Source organism: uncultured Algoriphagus sp., from assembly GCF_963974835.1.
Taxonomy (GTDB): Bacteria; Bacteroidota; Bacteroidia; order Cytophagales; family Cyclobacteriaceae; genus Algoriphagus.
The window spans coordinates 311,221-338,156 of the sequence record NZ_CAXBET010000003.1; the positions used below are offsets into that span (position 1 = coordinate 311,221).

Below are 26,936 nucleotides of genomic sequence, written 5' to 3' on the forward strand. Positions count from 1 at the left end.
ATGACTCCATTCAGAATTCTGATAGTCTTTGTAGTCGTGTCAATTCTAGGATTGGCTGTGATTCCTATGCTTTCGGTGGATTTGAATCCCAAGGAGAAATCTCCGGTTTTGTCCATCTCTTATGGAATAAATAATGCCTCACCGGAAATAGTAGAGAAGCTTGCCACGTCGCCTTTGGAAGGTGCCTTTTCCAGGCTTTCTGAACTGAAGGAGATCAGATCCACTTCCAATTACAATGGGGGATTTATCTTATTGACTTTTGATAAGAAGTCGGATATGGAAATGAAGAAATTTGAAATCTCTTCCATGATTCGGCAGATTTACCCCCAGATGGATTCCCGGGTAGGATTTCCCATAGTTACCCAGTCATCTCAAGCTAGGTCAGAGGAGAAAACTCCGATTTTGACCTATAGCGTAAACGGACCCTTTGCGTCTTTTGAAATAAAAAAAATAGCTGAGGACGTGCTCAAACCTGCATTGACTCGCTTCGAAGAAGTGGAGGAAGTGAACGTTCGTGGAGCGAATGACCTGCAACTTTTTGTCACCTACGATATTCAAAAAATGCAGGCATTTGAGGTTACTCGTAGTCAGGTAGAAAATAGCATAAGAAGTGCTTTCGGCCTAAGTTTTCCGGGTGCTGTGATGAATAATCAAGGCAAGACGCTCTTTGTGCAGGTGGATCGCTCGCTTAAAGACAAGGCACAACTGGAAAAGCTTGTAGTAAGCGAATTGGATGGTATGGAAGTGCGGCTTAGGGATGTGGCAAACCTGACTTTGGAAGAAGCAGAGCCTAGTCAATATTTCCGGATTAACGGAAATAATTCGGTAACTCTCTCTGTATTCAATCGGGATGGAGTGAATAAAGTATTGCTGGCACAAAATCTAAAACTTGCCATCGAAGAAGCCGGGCAACTACTTCCTGCAGGTTTTGAAGTAAGATTGGAAAATGATGATACCGAGTTCCTAGAAAAGGAGCTCAACAAAATTTACAAAAGATCTGGCCTCTCAATTTTGATTTTGGTTGTATTTATCTTCCTGATCAATAGAAATATCAAATACCTCAGCATTCTGTTTCTCGGAATATTGGCCAATCTTAGCCTTTGTGCTATTGTTTTATATTTCCTGAAAGTGGACATACACATGTATTCCCTAGCAGGATTGACGATTAGTTTTGGTCTGATAGTGGACAATGCGATCATCATGATCGATCATTTGCATAAGCACAAAAACCGTAAGGTGTTTCTGGCACTACTGGCAGCATCTCTGACTACGATTGCTGCGTTGATGATTGTTTTTTTCCTGCCGGAAGAAGACCGAAGAAATCTGACCGAATTTTCCATCGTAGTATCCGTAATGTTGGGGATATCACTTTTGATCGCTCTTGTTTTTACTCCAGCCTTTTATCAGGTATTGTTCAAAGAGTCGGTGACAAAAGGAAGGAAACTTACCATTCCAAAGCTGCGTAATCGGGTCAAAGCTTTGCGAAGCTATGAAAATGGTATCGCGTGGACAGCTAAATACCGAAAAACATTTCTTACACTTCTGATATTACTTTTCGGACTGCCAATATTTTTCCTCCCAGCCAAATGGGAAGATCACGAATGGTATAACAAGACGGTGGGTAATACTTTCTATCAGGAAGAGATCAGACCCTATGTGGACAAAGTTTTGGGTGGATCCATGCGAATGTTTGTAAGGGGGGTGTATGAAAAAAGTGGCTATAGAGAGGCAGCAAAAACCAGATTGTATGTCAGCTGTCGATTGCCCTTTGGCAATACACTTGAGCAGATGGATTTTATTATGAGGGAATTTGAAACTTACCTGAAAGACGTAGAGGGCATAGATCAATTTGTCACTTCCGTATATTCAGGACAAAGTGCTTCGATAGAAATTACATTCAAGGAGGCCTATGAAAGAGGAGCGTTGCCCTATCAGTTGAAAGGAAAATTATCCGTGAAATCAACGGATTGGTCCGGTGCCCAGTGGACTGTGTACGGAGTAGGGCAAGGATTTTACACTGGTGGCTCCAGCGAGCAGATCCCTACCTATCGTGTAAAAATGAAAGGTTACAACTTCGATGAATTAGAACGACAGGCGAATGTGTTGGCAGAAAAGCTTTTGGCGCATAAACGGATTCAGGAAGTAAAAACTAATGAGAGGATGGGCTATGGAGAGCAGAAAACAGAAGAGTATGTGCTGCGACTTGATCAAAACAAAATTGCACTCGGTCAGACTAATCAATATGAAGTAATTACAGCCTTGCTGGATATGTCTAAGCCGCGAGGCCCTTCCACTACATTGACTTTAGAGGATACGAACTATGGGCTGGTTATTCGTGAGCGCAAGTCTGGAGATTTTAGCAAGTTTGATCTGGAACAAAAAGGGCTGATCGGAGGAGAAAACAGAGTTTTTAAGATTTCCGATTATGGGACATTGAATAAGGAAACTACCACCAATTCACTTCACAAAGAAGATAGACAATATATCCGGATTGTAGCTTTTGAGTACATGGGGTCTGCTAAATTTGGAAATGAATACCTGGAGGAAGTGCTTGATGAAATGAAGTTGTCGATGCCTATAGGCTATGAAGCCAAGAAGGAAAGTTATTCGTGGAATTACGAGCAACAAAAGCGGCAGTACTCCTTATTGGGTCTACTGATTATCGGGATATTTATGATTTGCTCAGTTTTGTTCGAGAACTTGAAACAGCCGGTTTATATCATCGTGATCATTCCTATAAGTTTCATAGGCCTTTTCCTTATCTTTTCACTATTCGACTTTTATTTCGATCAAGGTGGTTATGCAGCCTTTGTCATGTTGGGAGGATTGGCTGTGAATGCAGGAATCTTTATTGTGAATGATTTGAATAACAGAGTTCAAGGGATCTATAATAGAAATGTACTAAAGTCTGTAGCTGGTAAGGCTATCCCGATTTTGCTTACTATTATGTCCACTTGTTTTGGTTTGATTCCATTCATCATGGAAGGTCAAAATGAGATATTCTGGTTCTCACTCGCTATTGGGACGATCGGCGGATTGATATTTAGTATGATTGGCGTGTTCTGGGTACTTCCGGTATTATTATGGAAGAAAACTCAAATTGATATTCCATTGTCACCTGCTCCGGAAACCCATAAAAAGGAGTTTAAGAATAAGAGGAGGTGGTTTTTCACACGGAGAAATGGGAAATAGAATTTACGCATTAACACTCTTAGATAGAGCGTTTGGTAGCTATCCTCGTTTACTTCACCTTCCCGTTTAAAATTTAGTTAATTTGATTTTATGCCAGCACTTTTCGGGCTACATATTCGGCGCATCTGGCAGCCAACCTTGCCGTAGCATGATCGTGGTCAAAAGCAGGATTGAGTTCAACTACATCCATTGAAATCAGTTTTTTGCTAGATGCAAGCAACTCAAAAACCTTAAATGCAAACTCGGGTCTGAAGCCCATCGGAGATGGTGCTGATACGCCTGGAGCAAAAGCCGATGAAAAACCGTCCATATCCACGCTGAGATAGACTTTGTCCACAGAGTCCAAAAACCAGAGGATCTTTTCCTGAATTACTTCCCAGTTGTTCAATCTGAAATCTTCCATCACCATCCATTTTGCCCCAACATCTTCTGCAGTTTTGAAAAGGGATTTTGGATTGACAGATCGCTGCACACCTAGACATAAATACTTGAATGTATTTATATTTTCCTCAGCAAGTTGAAGAAAGGGGGAGCCAGAATGCGCCTTGCCATCGATGGTAGGTCGGAGGTCAAAATGCGCATCCATATTGATGATGCCCAGTTTCTGATTTTTGGAAGCTAAATGCTTGTAAATACCTCTGCCGTGAGCTAAAGCCAAATCATGTCCACCTCCTAAAAGGATCGGGAAATGTTTGGTTTCCAATAAATTCAAAACGGTTTTTGTAATCAGATCATGGCTGGACTCTAGATCGGAATTCTCTGTGTAAATGTCTCCATAATCGAAAATTCTACTCTTCTCAGGAAGATGAAAAGCTAGCATTCCTAGACTTTTGCGTATTGCATTTGGCCCTTCTGCGGTTCCCAGTCTGCCTTGATTTCTTTTCACTCCTTCTTCACCCGCATATCCTAAGATACCAACTTTTGGAGTCTCCTGACCTTCTTCCAGTTTGAGGTCTCTGACCGAAATAGCAGCTTGATGCCAGTATTCAATAGATTCCGATTTTCTGCCTGTCCAAAGGGATGGATTTGGGTTTTGATGAAGCATATAGTGTATTGTAATATTTTGTAATAACTAAAAGTTGCACTTTGTGCAGTAAATATCAGAAACAATGTATTCTGTTTTTAGGTAATATTCAAAAAGTTGAGATTCAGAAACCCACCCATCTTTAATCTTCTGGCAATTTTAATAATCAAATATCGCACTCCACTTAGTCTTGAAAGGCAAATCTTCTTTAATCGCTACCTCATTTGCTATCTTGATCAGATCCCCCGATTGAATCAGATCGATTGCAGCTTCCATGTCCTCGGTCATTACTCGGTCCTTGACAACAGGGGTGATTTTGGTTCGTACATGCTCATGAATTGCAGTCATTACTTTTCCGGATTTTAACGGGGCGTGAAAATCCATAGCCTGAGCCGCATAAAATAGCTCTATACCTATTATTTTCTCCACATTCTCAATTACCCTTAATGCTTTTCTGGCACCGATCGACCCCATACTGACATGGTCTTCTTGTCCCAAAGAAGTTGGAATGCTGTCTGCAGAGGCAGGAAAGCAAAGTCCTTTATTTTCTGAAGCCAAAGCTGCTGTGGTATATTGCGGAATCATCAAACCGGAATTCAAACCAGTTTCATTTAAAAGTAATTTCGGCACACCTGGAGTATCGCCTTCAAGGGATAGATAAATTCTTCGATCTGAAATATTGCCCAATTCAGAAGCCGCAAGACAGGCATAATCCAAAGGCAAAGCAATGGGTTGACCGTGAAAACTTCCTCCGGAAATTGTGTGATCTTCGCTGAAAACTACTGGATTGTCAGTCACCGAATTGATTTCAGTTTCGATGGCGTCCTTTAGTTGCAACCAAGCATTTCTCGATGCACCATGAACCTGCGGTATGCATCGCAACGAATATGGGTCTTGAACCCGGGCGCAATTCAGATGTGAACTGACGATTTCAGATTCATGAAGTAAGTTAAGAATTGTCTGAGCTACATGTAGATTTCCTGCAAATGGCCTAAGCTGATGCAATTCCGGAGAAAATGGTTTGACCGAACCCATCAATCCCTCTATCATCATCGCTCCGGTAATGTCTGCATGAACCAGCAAATTATGTAGGCGATCGACGATTTTCACTCCGTAAGCAGCCATGAATTGTGTTCCGTTGATCAATGCCAAACCTTCTTTTGGTCCAAGGGAAAGTGCCTCCATTCCTAGCTTTTCGAAAACTTGAGATGTCCGTTGGATTTCTCCATCAAAGTTAATCCTGCCAAGTCCAATCAATGGCAAAAACAAATGAGAAAGAGGTGCTAAATCACCGGACGCTCCAACTGACCCTTGGATGGGGACGACAGGAATCATTTCATTTTCCAGCATCCATATCATCCGATCCAATGTTTGCAGTCGAATTCCCGAATATCCCTGAGCTAAAGCCTGTAATTTTAATACCAGCATAAGCTTTGAAATTTCAATAGGAACAGGTTCTCCCAATCCTACTGCGTGACTTTTTAATAGGTTTTCCTGTAAAATCTGGGTGTCAGCGGCGGATATTTTGCTGGTGCAAAGAGGACCAAAACCTGTATTGATTCCGTAAACTGCCTTTTCTCCTTTTGCAATATTGGCAACTGCTTGTGAAGAAGCTTGAACTTTTTGCTGGGTTTCAGGACTGAGAATTCCTTTAATTTCTTTCCTCGCTAGCTTCAGGGCTATTCCGGCTTTCAGTTGGTCTAATCCGTATCTGAAAATTTCCATTAATAATTGGGTAAATATCCTAGGTTTTCAGCAAAGATACTTTTCGTTAATGATAAGCTTTGATATCAATTTTGTCAATATGTGATACCTTTGAGGTATCATGGAATTAAGACATCTCAATTATTTTAAAGCTGTTGCGGAAGAGTTGAATTTCCGGAAAGCAGCAGACCGGTTGTTTATTTCACAGCCAGGATTGAGCCGGCAGATCAAGCAATTGGAGGAGATTTTTGAAGTTCAATTATTCGAACGGGATCAGAAGCATGTGCAGTTGACGGTGGCTGGGCATTATCTAAAAGGAGAAGTTGATTTTGTACTTAATCATCTAGAGATGACAAGAAGTCAGCTGAAGTTGATCGCAGCAGGAAAAATTGGTGAACTAAGAGTTGGCTTTTTAGGATCGGCATCCAATCAGGTTTTACCGAAATTGCTTTCAAAATTGAATTCTCAACAGCCTTTGATCAGTACGAGTTTGGAGGAATTAAGTAATGCTGTTCAAGTGGAAATGATAGAGAAAGATAAGTTGGATCTCGGTTTTGTAAGATTAGCATCTGTGCCAAATGACTTGGAAATGAAGGTGGTTTTAAGAGATACCTTTTCAGTGGTAGTGCCAAAAGATCACCCAGTAAAAGTAGAGGAATTTCATTCTGTCAATCAATTTCGTGATGAATCCTTCGTTCTGTTTTCCTCGGACTACAGTAATCTATACTATGAGCAGATTATTGGGATTTGTAAGGATGCGGGGTTTTTCCCAAGGATCAGACATAAGTCGGTCCATGCCCTGACGATTTTCAAACTAGTAGAAAATGGAATGGGAGTGGCGATTGTGCCAACTTCGCTCAAGGAAGGTTATGAGTTAAACGTCCGATTTATGCAGATTCCGAATATTCCGCAATTCACGGAGCTTTCAGCAATTTGGAAAGCTAAAAACAGAAATCCTGCGCTAAAGCAAGTTTTGCCTTTGATCTAGAAATAAGGAAATTAATATTTTCCGAAAGAATAAAATTACCAAATTCGATTATGAAGTATACTGAAATCAAAGAGAATGGATGAATCACAAACCAGTTCTGACAAGCTGACAAAATTTTTATTTGTGATTTATTTGATCGTCGTGGGGTGGATCATTTTGTTGAAGCTCGGAGTTCAATTCTCTTACACGGAGGAAAGAAGGATCAATTTTATTCCTTTTGCCAATGGCTATTTTACCATGATGGAGACTATAATGAATGTGGTAATTTTCCTTCCGATGGGAATGTATGCCGGAGCATTATTCAGAAATAAACTTTTTGGTTTTAAGCTGTTCTTCTTTTTCCTGATTAGTTTGATACTCGAAGGTTTACAATATTTGTTCAAATTAGGGACATTTGATATCACAGATGTAATGACAAATACGACTGGCGGCATTATTGGCTATTTGCTGTATTTGGCATTTAGGGGATTTTTTAAAAGCCCTCTTAAAGCTCAAAAATCCTTCAACATTATCATTGCTGTAGGAACCATTTTAATTGTAGCCCTTCTAGTTTTACTCAAACTAAATATGCTTCCTATAAAGTATCAATAGTGCAGAGAGTATTCAATTCTCTTCGCTTTGAATTTTTTAAATTCTAACTAATCTTTAATTTGAGCCTCTAAACCCTAATGTCGGGCAAATGTCGGGTCAAAACCGAGCCTATTTCGCCTTAAGTCACAATCCAATCCGAGAAATTGCCATGGTTAATAAAAACATACATACTATGAAACAACCAGAATTAGGCAAGAAAATCTCTGAAATGAGAAAGGCAAAGGGATTGACTCAGGAGGAGTTGGTCGAAAAATGCAATTTAAATGTACGGACGATACAGCGTATCGAGGCAGGGGAAGTGACTCCGAGGAGTTATACGATCAAAGCTTTGTTTGAGGCTTTGGGCATGGATTTGGAAGAAAAAAACGACAAGAAGATTGAAACTCTTGAAAATGACTTCCCGCAAAACTTAAAGCATTTAATTTATTTTTCGTGCGGTGCAGGGGTCATTTATTTCTTGCTTTCGATGACAGAGTTTCGAATGGAAAGGGTTTTAATGAATCCTTATGAAATTCAAGATTTTGGAATGAATTTTTATTACGCAGTCAAAGTAGCCTCTGTTATCTGTTTTACATTTTTTATGATTGCATTCATCAAAGTTGCGGTCCATGCAAGCAATATTTCTTTAAAATTTGCCGGTTGGGTAATGATCATTAGCAATGTGATGGGAGCATGCGTAGAAACTTTTACGGTTCAGTCAGGTGAACCTTTGATTTCAACTTTTTCGATTTTATATGTAGGATATTTTGGGTTAGTTTATCTATTTCTCGGCTATAGTTTCATACAATTCGAATCCCCTTGGAAGTCTATTATTGGACCGTTAGGTGTTTTAGGTATGGTGACTGGTGTACTATTTATATCCGTGATAGGTGCAATATTTGGGATTTTGACTCAAGCTGTTTTTGATCTTGCATCGATTTATTTCTTAATGTGGTATGTTAAAAAATCCGGGAGAACTTCTTCTCCCGATTCTACTTTCAATTCACAAGTGACAGCTTAATTTTCTCCTTTACTGATTTCAAAATCTCAGCATTCTTCGGACTTGAGGTTTCGATTTCCAGAATTTTTGGATGAAGGGAGTCTTTATAAAAGTCCTGTAGCGATGCTTCCAATTCTTCCTGATTAACAACTTTGGAGTAGAAGAAGCCAAATTCCGTTGCCAGATGTTCCGCGGTTAATTTTTGTTTGGTTTCAAAGAATTCTTCCAATTCTGGCTGATTTGCAGGTCCATCGATTAATCTAAAAATCCCACCGGCATGATTGTTCAGCAAGATAATCCGAAGATTAGGTATGGTGTAATTATGCCAAAATGCATTGCGGTCGTAAAAAAATGCCATGTCTCCAGTGACAAGTGTTACGATTTCCTTTGTCGTAAATGTGCAGCCCACTGCTGTGGAATTAGATCCATCTATACCTGAAGTTCCTCTGTTGCAGATGATCTCCTGACTTCTTTTTCCCAGCAAATTCAAATAGCGAACAGCCATACTGTTGGCCACATGTATTTTAGAAGGGTAAGGTATTTTATCCATACAAATGCTCAAGGCTGAGTACTCTCCGAAAGGTTGTCCCCTGAGTACCATACTAAGGTCCTTAGAGACTGATTTCTCGAGAAAATGCCAAGCTTGATAGAAATGACTATCCTGCGCGGCAAGGTTTTGATTGAGCCAATTGAGGAAAAATAAAGGCGTAGCTGTAATATTTCTAGTAAGTCTTTGAAAGGTGTCCTTGGCCGCTCCATCTTCCTGTACATGCCAGTGAGATGCATGAGACTTGCGAAGAAAAAGCTTGAGTGACTTTGAAATGACAGATTTGCCAAAACTGATAATCAAATCTGGTTTTAGGTTTTCGGAAATCTCCAGATGTCCCAGCCAATGATCATGAAACGAAATCGTTTGATCAGACTGCAAATTGCTGATCGTGTCTGTGACTACTACAGCATTTGTATTGCTGCTGAGCTCATCTAGGATACTTTGAATTTGAGCATTAGGACGTTGCTGTCCAGGAACAATCAGTATTTTCTTCACTATTTCCAACCTGCTCTTAAGTTTGATCAGGGATTCCTCCGTAGGTTGGATTTTACTTTTCGAAAGGTTGAAAACCCGCGGTTTCTCAGGAAAAAGCAATTCTTCTCCTTTGTTCGGGTAGAATGGCTCACGAAGTGGAATATTGATATGAACTGGCCCAGCAGGAAATTGCTTGGCGAGATTGATGGCTTCATTTACTATGCGCGAGGATTGCCAGAGTTGATCTGGAAAAGTACTTGAATCCGGAAGTTCGAAGCTTCTTTTCACATGCTTTCCATACACATCTGGCTGGAAAATAGTCTGTCCGTCGTATTGGTCTATCCACTCAGCAGGTCTATCGGCAGTCAAAATTAATAAAGGAACCTGTTGGAAAAACGCTTCGGCTATTGCCGGATAATAATTCAACGCAGCAGATCCTGAGGTACAAATCAAGGCCACTGGTTCCTCCAATTGCTGTGCAACTCCTAAGGCTATAAAAGCGGCCGAGCGTTCGTCAGAGATTGTTCTGGTGTGTATTTGTGGGTGCCGGGCAAAAGCTATGGTCAGAGGAGCGCAGCGTGAGCCAGGAGAAAGAATTGCGTTTTGCACACCTTTTTTGGCACAAATCGCCACTAGATCGACTACAGATTGAAGTATCAAGCGCTTGGATTTTGGATGAATTTACCGATGATTTGACACTTGAGTTCTGTTTCTTCCCATTCTTTGTCAGGATCAGAATCTTCGGTCACACCTGCGCCAGCATATAAAGTCGTTTCATTGTCATGCAAACTAGCTGTCCTTAGATTCACATAAATAGAAGTACTCCCCTGAATATTTACTGGCCCGATAAATCCTGAGAAAAAGGATCGGTCAAAACCCTCAAATTCCTGAAGGAAATCATGCGCTTCTTGCCTAGGCATTCCGCAAACCGCTGAAGTAGGATGGAGAAGACCGAGCATGATGGATCCAAGTTCAGGAAATCCTGTTTCCCGCATATTTATTTTAAAGTCAGATCTTAAGTGTAGAAGATTGCCTGCCAACACGGTCTTTGGTCCATGCTCTTCGTATTCACGTAATCTGATTTTTTTGAAGCAAGAAACAATGTATCTGCTTACTAAGGCCTGCTCCTCAATTTCTTTTTGGGTCCAGGCAACTGATTTGAGAGGATTATCTCCAGTTGCTTTTTGTGTGCCAGCAAGAGACATGGTGCAGAATATTTCACCTTTGGTTTCTATCAAAGTCTCTGGAGAAGCCCCGATCCAGGTTCCGACATTTGGAAGATGGAAGAAGTTGATAAATGCATTTGGATAAGCATCCATCATACTCAAAAGAGTACAGCTTAAATTGAAATTGGAAGGAATAGAAATGGTCTTCGTGCGAGCAGGTACCACTTTCTCAAGTTTATTGTCTTGTATTGCCTTGATACCTTCCATTACCAACTGAGTGAAATGGTCTTTATCTTCACTTAGTTTGGAGGGTTGTACTTTACTGATTAATGTTTGCCTGATAAGTAATTCTCTGATTTCCTCTGTGGAAAGTCTTTCTTGCTTGCTCAATTGGATTTTAACCCATTCTGGAAGCTCGTCTGGCGCAAAAGGTTTGTCCAGTTCAAAAGAAAAATACTTGTTAGCTTTTATGAAAAAGGCTTTTTTGTCTGCCTGGTCGGCAAATGGATGGACAATAAAGCCTGGCTCGAGATTTTCAATAGTCAAATCTACTTTAACCGGCTCCGCCGTGTCATCTAAAACTATTTCAACAGTATTGGATTTTGGCTTTCGCCAGATAGCGAAAGAACCACCAGAAGTCAATCCCAACTGCAATAGTAATTGAATGATTTCTGATTTTGTATGATTGGTAGCTACGTTAGTATGCATTACTTTTTATCTAAAATCGCCATGGTGATTCGACTGATACAGCAGAGTTGGCCTTGCTCATTCGTGATTTTAATTTCCCAAACCTGTGTGGTTTTCCCGATGTGAATAGGAGTGGTGATTCCTGTGACTAAACCTGATTTAACGCCTTTTAGGTGATTTGCGTTTATTTCAAGACCGACACAGACTTGTTTTTTTAAATCAATAGTGAGTGAGGCTGCTACACTTCCGAGTGTTTCGGCGAGTACTACATTTGCTCCTCCATGCAACAAACCCATAGGCTGTTTTGTTCGCTCATCTACGGGCATCGTCGCTGAGAGATGATCATCACCAATCTCCGTAAATACAATTCCCAAATGGTCTGTCATCGTATTTTTTCCAGTTTCATTTATCAGATCCAGCGAAGGCTTATGGGAGAATACCATGAAAATTAAAGTAAATGAGTTTTCTTTGGGGTGTAGACAAAAATAGAGAATCTTGAATCGAAAAAAAATTTACCTCGTAAGACACGGACAAACTGATTACAATCTTAAAGGCGTTGTGCAAGGAAGTGGAATAGACGCTCCAATAAATCAGAACGGAAGAAACCAAGCGGAAGCATTTTTTCAGGCTTATAAAGATGTCCCATTTGATCAAGCCTATTACACCGGGCTTCAGCGTACTAAACAATCAATTCAATCCTTTTTGGACTTAGGAATTCCCGCGATTTCTACTACGGATCTAAATGAGATTTCATGGGGTGATTACGAAGGTTTACCTATGTCACCTGAGGAAAGTCAGTATTACACGCACATGTTGGAGCAGTGGCAGCAAGGGAACCTGGATTATTGTATAGCTGGCGGAGAAAGCCCAAATATCGTCGCTAAGAGAATGCAGCGTGGTATCGATGCAATTGTTGGAGGACCTGGAGAAACGATTTTAGTTTGTATGCACGGACGTGCGATGCGAATCTTTCTAAGCTTGATAATGAAGCAGGACCTTTGTCACATGGACATGTTTGAGCACAAAAACCTGTGCCTATATCTATTGGAAGAAAATGAGGATGGAAGTTTTGAGCTGTTAAAAAGAAACGATACTGAGCATCTTAAGGAGCTGGTGTAGGTCTTTTGTCGTTTTTCTTCTTTTGTTGACTTTCTTCGAAAGCAATCAAATAATTCTCCAGGGATTTTTTGTTGGCCGTCATATCAATGAGACGGAAAGCAATTTCCTGCAATTTAACTTCTTCACCTTCACCCAGTGAAACAAGAAACTGGCCTAGAAAACAAGCATCAAATTCGCACTCAGGAATATTGATGATCATCGCCAGTTCAGAATTTCCAGCGTAAGACCTGACTTTAAAAGCAGAAGAAAATTGGGATTGAATGTCTTTCAGAGAGGTGTTGAGAGACTTTAATTCCTTCGATTTGAATAATACCAAAAAAGTTTTCGATTCATTCTCATTTGCAGATGCAGAAAGTGAGAGAAATAAGATAATAACTAGAATACCAAGACTTTTCATAACTCTCAATATAGAGAATTTATTACTTGCCATGCAAAAAAAATGGGCAAAAAGAAACCCCAAACTTTAAGTCAGGGGTTTCTTGGCACTATGTATTTTATAAACCTTAATCAGCTTTTGAAGCTTTGGTAGTTCTTTTCTTTTTAGGTGCTACTTCTTCTACGATCTCATCTTCCACACCTGCGAGGATTCTTCCGCAATGCTCACATACGATCAATTTTTTCTTCTCACGAATATCTGCTTGTCTTTGTGGAGGTACTGTATTAAAGCATCCACCGCAAGCACCTCTTTTAACCATAACCACAGCAAGTCCGTTTTTGGCATTTGCTCTGATTTTAGTATAGGCTTTTAAAAGTCGTTCGTCAACTTTTTTAACTGCTTTTTCACGATCATTATTCAATTTCGCTTCATCAGATTCGCTTTCAGATACAATCGAAGTCAATTCACTGTTTTTCTGATCCAGATCTTTTTGGCGATCTTTTTTAACTGCACTTAGTTCTTCCAAGTCCACTTTTTTCTGATCAATTCTGAAACCAGCTTCTGAGATTTTCTTCTTTGCAACCTGAATTTCAAGATCCTGAAGTTCTAACTCCTTGGTTATAGCATCATACTCGCGGTTATTGCGAACATTCATCTGCTGCTCCTGGTACTTTTTGATCAGTTTTTCAGAATCTTTGATGCTTTCTTTAAGCGCCTTGATTTCGTTGTCAAAAGAATCAATTTCGCTTTGAAATTTCTCCAATCGAGTCTCGTAACCGGCGATTTCATCTTCTAAGTCTTGAACCTCTTCTGGAAGAGCTCCACGAACCTTGATGATGGCGTCTAGTTTTGAATCTAAAAGTTGAAGGTTGTGAATAGCTTCGAGTTTCTGTGCTACTGTACTTTCCATGTACTATCGGTAGGATGTGGGATTTGTAACTACTTTTGTCAAATAGAGTGCAATATTAGGAAAATTTTGTGACAAAAACTCCCTGAGTAATTCTTTTGTGAAAATTTCACTCTCATAATGTCCGATGTCACAGAGAATTAATGCTCCATCAGCATCAAAAAATTCGTGGTATTTCACGTCAGCTGTGACAAACACGTCTGCCCCAGCTTTTTTGGCATCTTCGAGAAGGAAAATACCAGCACCTCCGCAAACCGCGATTTTATTAATTTTCCGGGAAATAATTTCTGTGTGCTTTATCACCTGCAAATCCATTTTGGCTTTTAGATAATCCAGAAATTCCTCTCCTTCCATTTCTTGAGGTAAACTTCCCACCATTCCTGCCCCTACTTCCTGGTTTTCATTCTCTAATCCCTGTACATAATAAGCCACTTCTTCGTAAGGATGAGCTTCCCGCATGTTTTTCAGGACTCTGGGAAGAAGGTGATTTGAAACCAAAACTTCCACTCTGATTTCCTGCTCTTCTTGTGCATTTTCCCGATTACCGATAGTCGGATTGGCTTTGGCTGAAGGTGTAAAAGTACCGGTGCCTCTCATCTGAAATGAACAATCCGAATATTCACCGATTTTCCCTGCTCCGGCAGAATAGGTCGCCTGTAATACTTTATCTTTTTGAAGTTCCGGTACAAAGAAAACCAGTTTGCTAAGTAATTGCTTTTTAGGCCGTAAGATTTTTGTGTTTAGGAGATTCAACCGATCAGAAATCCTCTTATTGACTCCATGTGCAACATGATCAAGATTAGTATGAATGGCGTAAATGGCGATATTGTTTTTGATCGCTTTGATGATCGTTCTTTCGACATAATTTCGCCCAGTCAAGCTTTTCAAGCCTTTGAAAACTATCGGATGGTGAGCTACAATCATATTGGCACCTAGTTCTATTGCTTCATCAACGGTGGATTCAGTGCAGTCAAGAGAACAGACTATGCCAGTAACTTCGGCTTTGCTATCTCCTGTGATCAAAGTGGCATTATCGTATGATTCCTGATAGGCTGGAGGTGCTATTTGCTCCAGGTAGGAAATCACTTCTCTAATCTTGTATCCCATAATTTTTCCGTTTATTTGATCAAAATTAGTAATTCTGGAATGCGCTGGTACGCTTTTTTGCTTTATCCCTTTACTTTGCTTTATGATTTGGTCACAAGACTTCGGAATTGGTTTTTCGATTTGGGATGGTTGAAAAGTACCCCTTCACCTATACCAAGTATAGTGGTTGGAAATCTGAGTGTAGGTGGCACGGGGAAAACTCCAATGGTAGAATACCTGATTCGGATGATGAAGAAGGAGAAGAAATTGGCGACGTTGAGCAGAGGCTACGGGCGGAAAAGAAAAGGTTTTCTCCAGGCAAGTTCACAAACTTCTCCTGATGAAATAGGGGATGAGCCATTTCAGATTTACCAAAAATATGGAAATGAAATCTCTGTATTTGTGGGAGAAGATCGAGCGAAAGCACTAAATGAAATCGCTTCAATGTCGGACTCTCCTGAGGTAGTTATTCTGGATGATGCATTTCAGCATCGCTATGTAAAGGGAGACTTGAAAATTTTATTGACAACCTTTCAAAGGCCTTTTTTCTCAGATTTTATTTTGCCCATGGGCAGACTTAGGGAAAGTAGAGTTGGGGCAAAAAGGGCCGATGTGATCATTGTTTCAAAGTGTCCAGAGATATTGAATGCTAAAGTGAAGGGTGATTATAAGAGTCGGGTTTTGGATTATTGTAGGCCAGAGACTCCAGTTCTTTTCTCGTCTATTGTATATGGAGAGCCAGTGCCTTTGGTGGAAAAAATGAGGTTTTCATCCAAAATAATTCTGCTTACGGGTTTGGCAAATAATCAACCCTTAGTAGAGTATGTAGGAAGAAAATATGAATTGTTAAAGGTGCTGAGCTATCCAGACCATCATGACTATTCCGAAGTTGATTTGGATAAAGTTAGATCTTTCTGGAAGCAACATGTTTCTCAAAATGCCGTTGTGCTAACGACCGAAAAGGACGCTGTGAAAGTTAAATCTAAAGCCCCGAAAGGTTTTCTGGAAGAAATTCCGATTTTTGTGCTTCCCATTGAAGTTCGGTTTTCATCATCGGGTGAGCAGGCTTTAGTAAAACTAATCCAACAAAAGGTCTTTAAAAAGAACGAAATCTAAGTGAATAAACGGTTACTCTGCTTCCTATTTTTCTTAAGCCTAGTGGGGTCCCACTTCGCTTATTCACAGGTAACTGTCCCAAGAACTGGCCAAAATCCTAGCCAGCGAGTCAATCCGGAGGAAGAAGAGGAGGAGGGAGCAATAAGGAAATCGCTGCTGGACGATAGTACGCGGATGGTGTACGGTCCTAAGACAAGTTTGTATTTTTTTGAAAAAGACATCAAACGGAATAATCTGATACTTTACCCTCAGGATACGTCTCTGAATAATTTCCACAACTATGCGCCTGTTTCCAAAAGCAATTGGAAATACCAGGATTTGGGAAATATAGGAAGTGCCACTAAGCCAATTTTTTATGCGGTACCTGATGTGATCGGAGCTACTTCAGGTTTTGGTGCTTATGATCTCTATTTTCATGCACCGGAAAAGAATAAGTATTTCGATACCAAGTCTCCATTTACAGAAATGTCAGCTTATTTTGGTGGAGGACAGCGGAATATGCTGGACATAGCCTTTGCCAGAAACGTGAATCCTCGATGGAATATTGGGTTTGATTTTCATACCATTCGTGCTCGGAAAACGCTTAACCCAGTTGCCAGAGATGATAATATGACTGTTCAAAATTCATATTCTTTGCATACCAATTATCGATCTGAAAATGGGAAGTATTGGTTTTTGGGAAATTTTTCAAGAATGCTACACAGGGTCAACGAAATCGGTGGAATCATTCCTCCTGATGTAGATAGCACCTCGGTCTATTTTACCTATGAAGATGCTAAGGTATGGCTCAGCAATACTCAGGCCAGTGATCTGAGACAGGAATACAGGTTTTATCATGAATATAGCATCCAAGATGAGCTGCAGATCTATCATATCTTTGATCAAAAGAATAAGGATTTTACATTATCTGCAGCTTTAACCAGCAGTGATTCACTGTTCTATCCGAGCGATAGGTTGAACGGCCAATTAGATACCACCAGAAATTACAGTGACTTTAAAGAATGGGGAAATGAAGTAGGTTTCAAAGGAAGCTTTAAGGGGTTTTACTACAACGCCCATGCTAAATTCAGAGCAGGCAGGATGAAAAGTACTTTTTACCCTCAGAAAAATAATTTCAATGAAGTCTATTTAGGAGGTGAGTTGATCGGAAAAATCTCTGAGAATTGGTCAATCAGTGCAGATGGAGAATATCTGATTCCCGGCGCATACAAACTGCACGGATTATTTGTTTCTCCTTGGCTTGAGGTAGATTATACAAAGGCAGTATACAAACCTACTATGATGCAGCAGATGTATTATGGAAATCACTACCGCTGGGAAAATGATTTTGATAATATAGGAGTAGATCAGATTCGAGGTGTTTTTAAAGTAGATTTTAGAAATATAAAAATCAGACCTTCTCTGACGATCAACAGGATAAATAACTATGTCTACTTTAACGAAAAGCGCATAGCGGAGCAAGCCGGTGGTGAAGCATTTATGCTCGTCCCTGGATTAAAAGCTAATGTGAGAATCGGACAGAAATTCCAGTGGGACACTGAGGTCATATATACTCAAATCTCGGGAGATGCTGGTGACAAATTTAGAATTCCGAAGTTTTACGGAAATACCAAATTCTATTATGACAGTCCGATGTTTAATGATAATGTCTATGTACAGCTTGGCCTGGATATTAGATATCATTCAGATTATTATGCGGAAGCTTATTTTCCTGGAACCCAGCAATTTTACCTTCAGAATAACTTTAATGTATATGCTTATCCAGTTGCAGATGTGTTCCTGGATTTCAGAATTAACCGTACACGGGTATTGCTGAAATACAATCACTTGAATAGCGGCCTGATGAACAATGAAGGTTATTTTGTTACTCCTGATTACACGGGGTATAAATCATTTATAGATCTAGGCATTACCTGGTATTTATTTGATTAATATGAGTTGGGAAGAGAGCACCAGACAAAAAATGTTGCATTTGAAGCTGTCAACCGATCCGCGATGGGTGGGAATAGCGGAGATGCAGCTAGAGGATATATTGACAGATCATGCTTATTGCGAGCAAAAGGCAGCATCTTCCTGCATTAGCCTCATTTTAAGATTTAATGATTTGGATGAATTAGTAGATACACTTACTCCAATCGTGGCGGAAGAATGGGGGCATTTTGAGCGAGTACTTGAGCAGATTCGCAAACGGGGTTTGAAATTTGGATATCCTAGAAGAGACGAATATGTGATTCAGCTGACTGATTTTGTTAAAAAAGGTGGAAGCAGAACACAACAACTCACGGAGCAATTACTTTTAAATGCCCTAATTGAGGCCAGAAGCTGTGAGCGTTTCAAGTTGCTTTCCACACATCTTGAGGATCCAGAATTAAAGAGATTTTACTATGAATTGATGGTTTCTGAGGCTGGCCATTACGTTACTTTTATCGAGCTAGCCAGAAAATACCAAAATGAAGAAACGGTAAATCAACGGTGGCAAGAGTGGTTGCTTTTTGAAGAGGAGGTAATGAGAAAGCTTGACGTCAGAGGCGACCGTATTCACTGATACTTTCTTAAATTTTCTTGCTTAATAGTCATTTTCACCTTAATTATTTATAATTGACTTACCTAGGTGCATTTATCCTGGAAAGACGTTCTAATATGAACACACTATGAATTTGATCGAAAATGTACGGGAAGCAACACGTTCCGTCAAAGTAAACTTATTGCGAACAATTCTAACAGGCGCGATCATAGCAATCGGTATATCGTCGCTGGTAGGTATGCTGACCGCTATTGATGGAATCAAAACCCAAATTGCTGAAAGCTTTTCAGGTTTGGGCGCTAATTCTTTTGATATCAGAAATAAAGGTTTCAGTGGTGGACGCGCTATTCAGGACGGAAAGACTGAAAAGACCTATCCTAAACTCACTTTTCGCGAGGTCATGAATTTCAAAGAGAAATATAATAGTGTAGGTATTTCTACAGTATTCGTTTCTGTGACTGGATCTGCCGAGATCAAAAGAGGATCAAAAACAACCAACCCGAATGTTCGTGTGAGAGGGGGAGATGAAAACTATCTTAGCATTAAAGCGATGAAGCTTGAGTTCGGGCGAAACTTCACAAGTATGGAAGTGCAAAATGGATATAATGTGTGCATTATAGGTAAGGAACTGGGCACGACACTTTTTGAGTCCAATGAAGATCCATTAAACCAAAAAATCATTGTTTTAGGACGTCCTTATACGATAGTGGGCGTTTTGGAAGAGCAGGGTGGAGTAGGGCAAGATTCCGGAGCTGATAGACAGATTTTGCTTCCTATAGAAAATGCTAGCCGCCTGGATCAGATGGGCAATTTTAATTATAACGTTACTGGTGTGGCATCAGGACCAGAGCGGATAGATTATGAAATGGGGCAGGCTATTGGAATGATGAGAGAAATTCGCCAAGATAGAGTTGCTCAGGAAGATTCGTTTGATTTGACAAAAAGTGAGTCCGTAGCAGAAAGCTTGGAAGAAGTAGCTGGTTATCTTAGAATGGGAGGATTTGGTATAGGTTTTATCACCCTTTTGGGAGCCTCTATAGGTCTTATGAACATAATGCTCGTTTCAGTGACGGAACGAACCCGTGAAATCGGAATCAGAAAAGCATTGGGAGCAACACCACTTAGAATCAGACAGCAATTTTTGATGGAGGCAATCATGATCTGCGTATTAGGTGGAGTTATGGGAGTGATTTTAGGTATCACCATAGGGAATATAATAGCTTTGGTGATTGGAGTAGGAGGATTTTTGATTCCGTGGATGTGGATGTTCCTTGCATTTTTGATCTGTATTGTTGTAGGATTATTGTCAGGATATTTCCCAGCATTCAAAGCATCGAAATTGGATCCAATAGAATCTTTGAGGTACGAGTAGTCGCCTAAATATAGAAATGAAAAAGCCTTTGATAGTTTCCATCAAAGGCTTTTTCAGTTTTAATCATTCATTCCTTTTCCATCAAGGATTTTCGGTAGGAATTTTTCTATTCTATTATACCAAGTATTGGATTGCTTGGGTGCCGAGAAATAAATAATGTAACCCCGTTGTCTACCGGGAGTCAAGTTTTCAAAAGCTATCTTGAAATTTGGATTTTCTTCCAGTTTTTGTTGAAGCTCTTCAGGGATTGGTTCTGGCTTTTTCTCAAATTCTACTTTAAGTCCAGCCTTTTCCACTTCGATTGCTTCAAAAATATAAGCTTTCAGGATTGGTTTCATTTCTTTTACCTCCGCTGTGTTGGTAAACTTGATGAGCCTGGCAGCTTGGGTGTTTTCGCCTGGTTTGCTTAGGATTTTTTGAGAGTCATTTAACAAAGCTCCCTTGAAAAAGCTTACTGAAGCATAATCTTTGAATGCAGAGAGGACAAGAATATTATGGTTTTGGTAAGTGTAGCATGGTACGCCCCATTTCGATTCTTCAATTAAGCCACATTCAAGGATAATTTTCCGGAGAATCTCTAGCTCCTGTTTCCAGTTGTTGACTTTACAGTCTAGAGTGCCACCAAGTGGACAGCGGCCACATCCTTCTTTGAAATATGCATCAGCAGAAGTATTCATCCGTTAAATATGATTTCAATAATTAAAAAATTTCCTTTCAATTAATTATCCATATCTAAATCTCTTCCAGAACTAATACTGTCCGGTTTGGCACGTATAATTTTATACTCTGATGTTCGTCAGTAGGATAGATTACCTCTTCATCTAATCTCTCAAATCCGCTAAATATCTTTTCGTCAGAATTAAGTAAGATCTTATATTCCCCAACTTTTTTGACATGAATCGGTAGTCCGAAGTATGATTCTGTAGGGTGGAAAGAAAATACGAAAATCAGTCCTGACCTCTCATAAGCCAGTATTTTTTTATCAGGATCCAAATAGAGCTGTTGAGCAGGTGCTGAAGCTAAGAGTTGGTATTCATCTGCAAGTTTGATGATGGCTTTGTCCCAGGCGTCCATTTGACCATATCTTAATAGAGGATCATCGACCAACGACCATTGGCGGCGTGCATGCATGTAGCTCCAATTATTTCCCTCCCTTGGAAAGTCTACCCAGTCTGGATGGCCAAATTCATTGCCCATAAAATTCAGATATCCTTCTCCGCCCAATGTAAGGGTGATCAACCGGATAAGCTTATGGAGTGCTATCCCACGATCTACGATAAGGTTTTGCTGAAGAAGTGACATAGAAAAATACATCTCCTTGTCCATCAATCTGAAAGCCAGGGTTTGGTCTCCTACTAAGGCTTGATCATGACTTTCTGCATAGCCGATGGATCGTTCTGCCCCGGGTCTGTTAGTGAGTTGATGCCAAAGCTCAAACATGTCCCATTCCTCATCTTGTTTATGTTTGAGTGTTTTGATCCAAAAATCAGGTACTCCCATCGCCATTCGGAAATCGAATCCAATACCACCATCTTCAATCGGCCGTGCTAGTCCAGGCATTCCACTCATGTCCTCGGCAATTGAAATACTCTCGGGTCTTAATGCATGAATTAGAGTATTGGCCAGTTGCAGGTAAAGCACAGCATCTTCGTCTACATTCTGGTCAAAATACAGGTCTGCCGAATGAAAATCCATAAACAGACCGTGGTGGTGATACATAATCGACGTGACTCCATCGAATCGAAAACCATCAAAGTGAAATTCTTCTAGCCAATATCTGATATTGGAAAGTAAGAACTGCTGTACTTCCCGCTTGGAGTAATCGAAGACTTTTGAATCCCAAGCTTCATGATTGCCTCGGTCCCCAGGATGGAAATACTGGTGGTCGCTTCCGTCAAACTCATTTAATCCTTCATTTACATTTTTGATTGCATGTGAGTGGACGATATCCATGACCACTGCTATGCCCATTTCATGTGCCTTATTAACCAGTGACTTTAATTCTTCCGGAGATCCAAACCTGGAGGTTGGTGCAAAAAAATTGGAAACATGATACCCGAATGAACCATAGTAGGGATGTTCCATTACAGCCATCATCTGAATAGTATTGTAGCCGGCAGCCTTTATCCTCGGAAGTGTCAATTCTTCAAATTCAAGATAGGTGCCTACACCAAGTTTCTCTTGGGACATGCCAATGTGACATTCGTATATAAGCGGCTGTGCGACACTTTTCTCGGTGGTGAAAGACTCATCTGTCCATTTGAAATCCTCGGCAAACCAAAGTTGACCTGCAACATCATGCGTGTTCTCATCCTGTATTACACGTCTGATGTAAGCGGGAATTCGATCCAATGCGCCATTCTCAGCTATTATGTGAACCTTTACTCTACTTCCGTGAATGAAATTGTCTTTGTATTGCTCATACGGTAAAAAAATCTCCCAGTCACCACGAGGACTTTTCTTCATGGGATGTGAACCCCTATTCCAATTATTGAAGTCGCCAAAAAAGCTAAGTTGATTGGCTGCGGGAGCCCATTCCCGATATACCCAACCTTTTCTCCACGGATCGAAATGTATCCCATAATAAGTATGGGCTGAAGCGTACTCAAGAATATTTCCACTGAAATTATTGATTTCGTGAATTGCCTCCTGATATCGATCAAATCTTCGCTGGATTTGTGGTTCGTATTGAGAAAGCCAAGGTTCTTGTCGAACTAATGCGATTTTATTTGAATCTTCCACTTATAGTTTTTTTTCTGATTTGAATTTAGAAAAATGTAGGTGGAAAATCGCATTACTTTCACTTTACTGATATTTTCTCTTTGACAAAAAGAAAAGCGGTAGAAAAATTACTCTTTCTACAGATTTCATTTTTTTGGCGAATATGTCTAATGGGATTTAAATGACATCAGTTTTTCTTGGATCGGGTCCATACTCATTTTCACCATCTTGGCCTTTTTTGGCAGCAAGCCATATAAAACCGATAAAGTTGAGTGGAGGTGGAATCAATAAATATAAAGAGTATTTCCAATCGAGGCCTATGTCATGTAGTCTTTTGATCGCTTGAACCAACAATATGCAGATGGATGCTACAAGAACTACTAAGGCTGCATAGAATACTGCCCATGATTGACTGTGGAAACTATCCCATATGATCATCAGGCAGAGGATATTAATGAAATAAAAGATGATAAACATCACCAAATACATCCTTCTGGTGATTCTTCCTTCGGGTTTGAATATAGAGGTCATACTTTAACAACAAGCTTATGATTAAGTTGTTTAACCCTCCCTTGATAAAATCGAATTTTGCTTAGTGCTTTTCGTAAACCATTTCAGGTTCCAGCACTTCGACATTTCCTTTATCATTAATTTGATCAAGCGTCACGAGCTTCAGTTCATTGATCAGCATTGGATCGTATTTGGCAGCCACACGAATGTAATTTTCTGTGAAGCCATGAATCTTACCGTCCTCAATGTCTTCTTCGAAAAGAACAGTGAATGTCTCTCCTAAATTTTCAGTGTAGAATTTCCTTCTCTTTTTCTCAGATAAAATTCGGAGCATTTTCGAGCGTTCGTTTCTCTTTTTCATCGGAACCACCTCATCCATTTCTGCAGCGCGCGTATTTGCCCGCTCAGAGTAGGTGAATACGTGCAGATAGGAAATGTCCAGTTCATTGAGGAAATTGTATGTTTCAATAAAAAGCTCATCTGTCTCACCCGGAAAACCTACAATCACATCTACCCCGATGCAGGCATGTGGCATCAATGTTTTGATTTTGTTCACTCGATCAATATAGAGTTCACGAAGGTATCTTCTACCCATTTTCCTCAAAATGGTATTGGAACCTGATTGTAAAGGGACATGGAAATGTGGAACAAAACGCTTTGATTGCGCTGCAAAGCTGATGATCTCGTTGGTAAGCAAGTTTGGCTCAATGGATGAAATTCTTAGCCTATTGATTCCTTCCACTTCATCAAGTGCATAGACCAAATCTGCAAATCGCTCGTTTCTTTTGCCGTCTACGATTCCGAAGTCACCAATATTCACTCCAGTCAACACAATTTCTTTTACACCAGTTGCAGCAATTTCTCTAGCAGACTGGAGCACGCTTTCTATTGTATTACTTCTACTCTTGCCGCGGGCAAGTGGGATAGTGCAAAATGCACAGCCATAGTTGCAACCATCTTGGACTTTAAGGAAAGTTCTCGTGCGATCATTGATCGAAAATGCATTATTAAAGACAGTTGCTTCCTGAATCTCTGAAGCCAGGACTTTGGTTTCCTGGACTGCAGCAAAATCGTCCAAAAGCTCAATTAGACGGAATTTCTCAGCTGCTCCAAGTACTGCATCAACTCCCTCAATTTCCGAAATTTCTTTTGGCTTCAGTTGAGCATAGCAGCCGATAATAGTAACGTAGGAATTAGGCGAAATCTTTTTAGCCTCCTTTACTATTTTTTTACACTTCTTATCAGCATTCTCTGTTACCGAGCAGGTGTTGATGATGAAAATGTCGGGATTTTCATGAAAATCAACTTTTAGATAGCCTTTTTCTTCAAATTGGCGACTAATAGTAGAGGTTTCGGAGAAATTTAGCTTACATCCTAGTGTATAATAGGCTACTTTTTTCACAATTACGCTTCTGACAATGAGAATGCAAAGGTAATTAATCTTCTCTTGTTTTCAATTCTCCAATTTTATTCAATATATCTTAGTTTTTCTCTGAAAACGGTGCCTTTTTACGATGAATTATTGAAAAAAGTGTAATTTTTTTGAAAATTAAGGTCAAAAATCTGTCAAAAGCATTTTCGCATACATATTTTTCTATTTTTGTGAGTATAATTTTAAACCACAAATTGTAGAAATGGCAACACTCAGACAACAAGCCTTAGCAATGGTGCAGACCAGACAGCGAGTAACTGTAAAGGCACCGTCCCCTAAAATCTCAGACTTTTTTGGTACCAATACCTTTGGAGCTTCTCAAATGAAAGTTTCTTTGGCTCCTTCAGCATATAAAAGAGTAATGGAGGCAATTGACAAAGGAACCAAGATAGATGCGTCTACTGCCGAAGAAGTAGCATCAGCAGTTAAAACTTGGGCACTGTCCAAAGGTGTGACGCATTATACACACTGGTTTCAGCCATTGACAGGATCTACTGCGGAGAAGCATGATTCGTTTTTTGATGCGCTAGGTGGTCTTGAGAAATTCAAGGGATCTGCGTTAGTTCAGCAAGAGCCAGATGCATCTTCTTTTCCTAACGGTGGTATCCGTTCTACTTTTGAAGCTAGAGGATATACTGCTTGGGACCCAACCTCTCCGATTTTTATCTTTGAGAACACCCTTTGTATCCCTACTATCTTTGTGTCTTACACAGGTGAAGCACTGGATTACAAAACCCCGCTTTTGAAGTCAATCGAAGCAATCAATGAGGCCGCGGTTACCATCTGTCAATTGTTTGACAGAAACGTTAGAAAAGTGCAGCCTTCTTTAGGTGTAGAGCAAGAATATTTTGTAATTGATAAGGCTCTTTTCGCAGCAAGACCTGACTTGGTAATGGCTGGTAGAACTGTTTTCGGACATAGCCCAGCTAGAGGTCAGCAATTGGATGATCACTATTTCGGTTCCATCCCAACTAGAGTTAAAGACTTCATGGTAGACTTCGAAAATGAAGCACTGAAGTTGGGAATTCCTGTTATGACAAGACACAATGAGGTAGCTCCAGGTCAGTTTGAAGTTGCTCCTTTGTTCGAAGAAATCAACAAAGCTACCGATCACAACCAACTGTTGATGGATGTGATGGAAAAAGTGGCTGAAAGACATGAATTGAAAGTACTTCTTCACGAGAAACCATTTGCTGGAGTAAACGGAAGCGGAAAGCATAATAACTGGTCTTTGATTACTGACACGGGAGTTAACCTTTTCCAGCCAAGTAATTCTGCAAGAGAAAATCTTCAGTTCCTTACTTTCTTGGTTGCAACTATTAAAGCGGTTTACGATCACTCTGACTTATTGAGAGCTAGTATAGCTTCTGCAGGTAATGATCACCGTCTTGGTGCCAATGAAGCTCCTCCTGCAATTATCTCTACTTTCTTGGGCGCTACTCTTACCGAAGTTTTGAATGAGCTTGAGAAAAACGGAAATATCAAAATTGAAAAGGGTGATAATATGTATATGAAATTAGGTATCTCCAAGATTCCTGAAATCATCCTTGACAACACAGATAGAAATAGAACTTCTCCATTTGCTTTCACTGGTAACAAATTTGAATTCCGTGCAGTAGGATCTCAGGCTAACGTGGCTGGACCAATGACTGTGCTGAACGTAATTGTCGCTGACGTGCTGACTGAGATGGCAAAAGACATCGAGAAGGAAATGAGCGCTGGTAAGGAAAAGAAAATTGCAATCGTCAATGTATTGAGAAAGTACATCAAGGATAGCAAGAAAGTGAGATTCGAAGGTGACGGTTATTCTGAGGAATGGGCTAACGAGGCTGAAAAAAGAGGCTTGTCCAACTTGAAGTCAACTCCTTTGGCATTGGACGTGTATGCTACAAAAGCAACGAAAGAACTTTTCGAAAGACATAATGTAATGAATGGTATCGAGGTTCACGCCCGCCATGAAATAATGTTGGAAAACTTCATTAAGAAAGTTCAGATAGAAGGAAGAGTAATGGGTGATTTGGCCTTGAATCATATTATTCCTACAGCTATTCTTTATCAAAACAAGATTATCCAGAATGCAAATGGCCTAAAAGGTCTTGGTTTGGATCATACAGCAGCTGTTGAAACGATCAAAGAAGTAGCTACACATATTGAGTCTTTGAAAGCAAATATCACGGCGATGATAGAAGCACGTAAGAAGTTGAACAAAGAGGAGGATATCGTGAAAATGGCTAAAGGTTATCAAACTGAAGTGAAGGAAGCTTACTTTGATAAAATTAGATATGCAGTAGATAAATTGGAACTTCTGGTAGATGATGAATCTTGGCCATTAGTGAAGTACCGCGAAATGCTTTTTCTTAGATAAGCTATTACAAGTATATAGTAAAAAGCCATTCTGAAAAGGATGGCTTTTTTTTT

At 40.0% G+C, this 26,936-nt stretch carries 22 protein-coding genes; 10 read left to right on the plus strand and 12 right to left on the minus strand.

What is annotated here, in order from left to right:
• A complete protein-coding gene (locus tag AACZ73_RS09415) occupies positions 1 to 3,192 on the plus strand; it encodes an efflux RND transporter permease subunit (protein WP_339877304.1) in 3,192 nt (1,063 codons plus the stop codon).
• Positions 3,193 to 3,280: 88 nt separating this feature from the next.
• Here the strand turns inward: AACZ73_RS09415 and hutG are convergent, their stop codons facing one another.
• Both hutG and hutH read right to left on the minus strand, forming a co-directional pair.
• Entirely contained in the window at positions 3,281 to 4,237 is a 957-nt protein-coding gene (hutG, locus tag AACZ73_RS09420) for a formimidoylglutamase (protein ID WP_339877305.1), read from the minus strand.
• Positions 4,238 to 4,375: 138 nt separating this feature from the next.
• Positions 4,376 to 5,941: a histidine ammonia-lyase gene (gene hutH, locus AACZ73_RS09425; RefSeq protein ID WP_339877306.1), complete on the minus strand. Its 1,566-nt coding sequence runs from the start codon at positions 5,939 to 5,941 to the stop codon at positions 4,376 to 4,378.
• A gap of 100 nt (positions 5,942 to 6,041) precedes the next feature.
• Here hutH and AACZ73_RS09430 point away from each other — a divergent pair, with 100 nt between their 5' ends.
• The 3 genes from AACZ73_RS09430 (at position 6,042) to AACZ73_RS09440 (ending at position 8,499) form a co-directional block, all read left to right on the plus strand.
• Positions 6,042 to 6,908, plus strand: coding sequence for a LysR family transcriptional regulator (locus AACZ73_RS09430; RefSeq protein WP_339877307.1), 867 nt, complete (start codon positions 6,042 to 6,044; stop codon positions 6,906 to 6,908).
• 75 nt (positions 6,909 to 6,983) lie between these two features.
• Positions 6,984 to 7,499 carry a VanZ family protein gene (locus AACZ73_RS09435; protein WP_339877308.1) on the plus strand — a complete coding sequence of 172 codons (516 nt, stop codon included), beginning with the start codon at positions 6,984 to 6,986 and terminating at the stop codon, positions 7,497 to 7,499.
• A 172-nt stretch (positions 7,500 to 7,671) separates the two neighbouring features.
• Positions 7,672 to 8,499, plus strand: a complete 828-nt coding sequence (locus AACZ73_RS09440) for a helix-turn-helix transcriptional regulator (RefSeq protein ID WP_339877309.1) — start codon at positions 7,672 to 7,674, stop codon at positions 8,497 to 8,499.
• Here AACZ73_RS09440 and menD read toward each other — a convergent pair.
• From menD to AACZ73_RS09455, 3 genes are read right to left on the minus strand one after another with little or no spacing between them, the layout of a single operon-like run.
• Positions 8,477 to 10,162 carry a 2-succinyl-5-enolpyruvyl-6-hydroxy-3-cyclohexene-1-carboxylic-acid synthase gene (gene menD, locus AACZ73_RS09445; RefSeq protein ID WP_339877310.1) on the minus strand — a complete coding sequence of 562 codons (1,686 nt, stop codon included), beginning with the start codon at positions 10,160 to 10,162 and terminating at the stop codon, positions 8,477 to 8,479. The two genes, AACZ73_RS09440 and menD, sit on opposite strands and share 23 nt — an antisense overlap.
• Positions 10,159 to 11,376 carry a chorismate-binding protein gene (locus tag AACZ73_RS09450; RefSeq protein WP_339877311.1) on the minus strand — a complete coding sequence of 406 codons (1,218 nt, stop codon included), beginning with the start codon at positions 11,374 to 11,376 and terminating at the stop codon, positions 10,159 to 10,161. The genes menD and AACZ73_RS09450 overlap by 4 nt, the downstream gene beginning before the upstream one ends.
• A complete protein-coding gene (locus AACZ73_RS09455; protein ID WP_339877312.1) occupies positions 11,376 to 11,798 on the minus strand; it encodes a hotdog fold thioesterase in 423 nt (140 codons plus the stop codon). The genes AACZ73_RS09450 and AACZ73_RS09455 overlap by 1 nt, the downstream gene beginning before the upstream one ends.
• A 52-nt stretch (positions 11,799 to 11,850) precedes the next feature.
• Here AACZ73_RS09455 and AACZ73_RS09460 point away from each other — a divergent pair, with 52 nt between their 5' ends.
• Positions 11,851 to 12,474, plus strand: coding sequence for a histidine phosphatase family protein (locus AACZ73_RS09460; protein WP_339877313.1), 624 nt, complete (start codon positions 11,851 to 11,853; stop codon positions 12,472 to 12,474).
• Here AACZ73_RS09460 and AACZ73_RS09465 read toward each other — a convergent pair.
• The 3 genes from AACZ73_RS09465 to AACZ73_RS09475 form a co-directional block, all read right to left on the minus strand.
• Positions 12,458 to 12,904, minus strand: a complete 447-nt coding sequence (locus AACZ73_RS09465; RefSeq protein ID WP_339877314.1) for a hypothetical protein — start codon at positions 12,902 to 12,904, stop codon at positions 12,458 to 12,460. The two genes, AACZ73_RS09460 and AACZ73_RS09465, sit on opposite strands and share 17 nt — an antisense overlap.
• Positions 12,905 to 12,977: 73 nt before the next feature.
• On the minus strand, positions 12,978 to 13,760 hold the full coding sequence (locus tag AACZ73_RS09470) for a C4-type zinc ribbon domain-containing protein (protein WP_339877315.1): 783 nt from the start codon (positions 13,758 to 13,760) through the stop codon (positions 12,978 to 12,980).
• A 3-nt stretch (positions 13,761 to 13,763) separates the two neighbouring features.
• Positions 13,764 to 14,864 carry a Nif3-like dinuclear metal center hexameric protein gene (locus tag AACZ73_RS09475; protein WP_339877316.1) on the minus strand — a complete coding sequence of 367 codons (1,101 nt, stop codon included), beginning with the start codon at positions 14,862 to 14,864 and terminating at the stop codon, positions 13,764 to 13,766.
• A gap of 39 nt (positions 14,865 to 14,903) precedes the next feature.
• On the opposite strand from AACZ73_RS09475, the gene lpxK reads away from it, so the two are divergent.
• From lpxK to AACZ73_RS09495, 4 genes are all read left to right on the plus strand, one after another.
• Complete coding sequence (gene lpxK, locus AACZ73_RS09480) at positions 14,904 to 15,959, plus strand: tetraacyldisaccharide 4'-kinase (protein WP_339877317.1); 1,056 nt, start codon at positions 14,904 to 14,906, stop codon at positions 15,957 to 15,959.
• The gene (locus tag AACZ73_RS09485) at positions 15,960 to 17,891 is read left to right on the plus strand and encodes a putative porin (protein WP_339877318.1); all 1,932 of its coding nucleotides are present in this window, start codon (positions 15,960 to 15,962) and stop codon (positions 17,889 to 17,891) included.
• Between the two features lies 1 nt (position 17,892).
• Complete coding sequence (locus AACZ73_RS09490) at positions 17,893 to 18,504, plus strand: tRNA-(ms[2]io[6]A)-hydroxylase (protein ID WP_339877319.1); 612 nt, start codon at positions 17,893 to 17,895, stop codon at positions 18,502 to 18,504.
• 106 nt (positions 18,505 to 18,610) lie between these two features.
• A complete protein-coding gene (locus AACZ73_RS09495) occupies positions 18,611 to 19,855 on the plus strand; it encodes an ABC transporter permease (protein ID WP_339877320.1) in 1,245 nt (414 codons plus the stop codon).
• A 59-nt stretch (positions 19,856 to 19,914) separates the two neighbouring features.
• Here the strand turns inward: AACZ73_RS09495 and AACZ73_RS09500 are convergent, their stop codons facing one another.
• The 4 genes from AACZ73_RS09500 to mtaB all read right to left on the minus strand — a co-directional run bounded on the left by AACZ73_RS09500 (position 19,915) and on the right by mtaB (position 24,488).
• On the minus strand, positions 19,915 to 20,532 hold the full coding sequence (locus AACZ73_RS09500; protein WP_339877321.1) for a DUF1801 domain-containing protein: 618 nt from the start codon (positions 20,530 to 20,532) through the stop codon (positions 19,915 to 19,917).
• Between the two features lie 55 nt (positions 20,533 to 20,587).
• The gene (locus AACZ73_RS09505; RefSeq protein ID WP_339877322.1) at positions 20,588 to 22,597 is read right to left on the minus strand and encodes an alpha-amylase family glycosyl hydrolase; all 2,010 of its coding nucleotides are present in this window, start codon (positions 22,595 to 22,597) and stop codon (positions 20,588 to 20,590) included.
• A gap of 156 nt (positions 22,598 to 22,753) precedes the next feature.
• Positions 22,754 to 23,107, minus strand: coding sequence for a DUF805 domain-containing protein (locus AACZ73_RS09510; protein ID WP_339877323.1), 354 nt, complete (start codon positions 23,105 to 23,107; stop codon positions 22,754 to 22,756).
• Positions 23,108 to 23,168: 61 nt separating this feature from the next.
• Entirely contained in the window at positions 23,169 to 24,488 is a 1,320-nt protein-coding gene (gene mtaB, locus AACZ73_RS09515) for a tRNA (N(6)-L-threonylcarbamoyladenosine(37)-C(2))-methylthiotransferase MtaB (RefSeq protein ID WP_339877324.1), read from the minus strand.
• A 232-nt stretch (positions 24,489 to 24,720) separates the two neighbouring features.
• Between mtaB and AACZ73_RS09520 the strand changes: the two genes are divergently transcribed.
• Positions 24,721 to 26,883 (plus strand): glutamine synthetase III, encoded by a 2,163-nt coding sequence (locus tag AACZ73_RS09520; protein ID WP_339877325.1) that lies wholly within the window; start codon positions 24,721 to 24,723, stop codon positions 26,881 to 26,883.
• The last annotated feature ends 53 nt before the right edge of the window (positions 26,884 to 26,936 follow it).